The 1436-nt window shown below is 53.3% G+C and carries 2 protein-coding genes; both read left to right on the top strand.

Features of this window, described 5'->3' with window-relative positions; all coding sequences use genetic code 11:
• Positions 1-227: hypothetical protein (locus tag Absy_RS12650; RefSeq protein ID WP_219810138.1), on the top strand; the 227-nt coding region annotated here is incomplete at its 5' end.
• Between the two features lie 300 nt (positions 228-527).
• Positions 528-1436 (top strand): outer membrane protein (locus tag Absy_RS11360; protein ID WP_048854881.1); only part of this gene is annotated, 909 nt, incomplete at its 3' end.

The raw sequence follows: 1436 nt of genomic DNA, 5'->3' as shown, positions 1-1436 counted from the left end.
CGGAACAATTAAAGGAGGTGCCTCACGGCACCTCCTTTTTTTATGCCTGCCCGACAAACCACAGCATCATAAATATTTTTCATTTTCTGAGGGAACCTTCCGCCCCCATACTCTCTGACTTTGTTATTTTTAACGGAAAAACCGCCTTTTACTCCCCGCTAACACCTCAGTTAGTGGCAGCCGCCGCGTTCCGTATGTTATGTGCAGCGATAGAAAACAGCCAATAAAGACCGGTTTTCCCAAGAGTCGCGGCAAGCGTTGCAAGAAGAGATGGCGCTGTTAAGCTTTTTTTAAACAAAGCATCCAAACACTTCATGCCTGAACTTTTTGCTTTACGGTGCTTACCGCCCACGCACCCCCAACTGTTGCAAATAAAACACTACTCTCAAAACAATAGATTGAGACCTCTACTAAAGGTTCCCATTTTGAAACCTCCTGCCCTATATAGCTCTTAGACATCTAGAATGCCTTGCCCTCCACATGGTTGGCAGGCAAGTTTAACAGATGAAAATATTGAGGACCTTACAATGCGTCTCCGCTCGGCGTTACTAGCAACCACATTAATAGCTGCGGCTCCGGCGGCCGCATCAGCCACCACTATTACAGGACCTTACGTCAACATAGCTGGCGGTTATAATCTGGTTCAGAACCAGCACGCACATTTTGCAGCAGCTCCTGGTGAAGCGCCTCCGGGCGGCACCTCTTCCCAGCTTCGTCATAACACCGGCTTTACTGGCTTTGGTGCATTTGGCTGGGGCTTTGGCAACGGTCTGCGCGCTGAACTCGAAGGCGTGTACAACTACTCCAACATCGACCACAATCCGGGTGGCACCCTGCCGGGCCGTACCCGCGGTTCCGACCAGTCCTACGGCGGTTTTGTCAACGTTCTGTATGACATTGACCTGAAGCAGTTCGGCATTGATGCCCCTGTAACTCCGTTTGTTGGTGTTGGTGCCGGTTACCTGTGGCAGCATTACAACCCGATCACCACCACATACGCTAACAACGCTGGCTCACGCCGCATTGGTGGCACCAATGGTGGTTTTGCCTACCAGGGCATCGTCGGTGCAGCTTATGACACGGGCATCCCGGGTTTCCAGGTTACAACCGAATACCGCATGATCGGCCAGCCCGGCTCCTTCATGGATGGCGCATTCCATTACACAGCTAATGGTGGCGGCAAGCAGTACGCTGGTAACACCGGTTTTGACCACCGCTTCAACCACCAGTTCATTCTGGGCCTGCGCTATGCGTTCGACACGGCTCCCCCGCCGCCGCCGCCCGCTCCGGTTGTTGCTGCTCCGGCTCCGCTGCCCGCACGTTCCTACCTCGTGTTCTTCGACTGGGACAAATCTGTCCTGACCGCACGTGCACGTCAGATCGTGGCAGAAGCTGCTCAGGCTTCCACCCATGTGCAGACAACCCGTATCGAAGTT

The organism is Acetobacter syzygii, from assembly GCF_000964225.1.
GTDB lineage: Bacteria > Pseudomonadota > Alphaproteobacteria > Acetobacterales > Acetobacteraceae > Acetobacter > Acetobacter syzygii.
The sequence above is the reverse complement of the archived record's forward strand: the minus strand, read 5'-3'. Positions and strand labels throughout refer to the sequence as shown.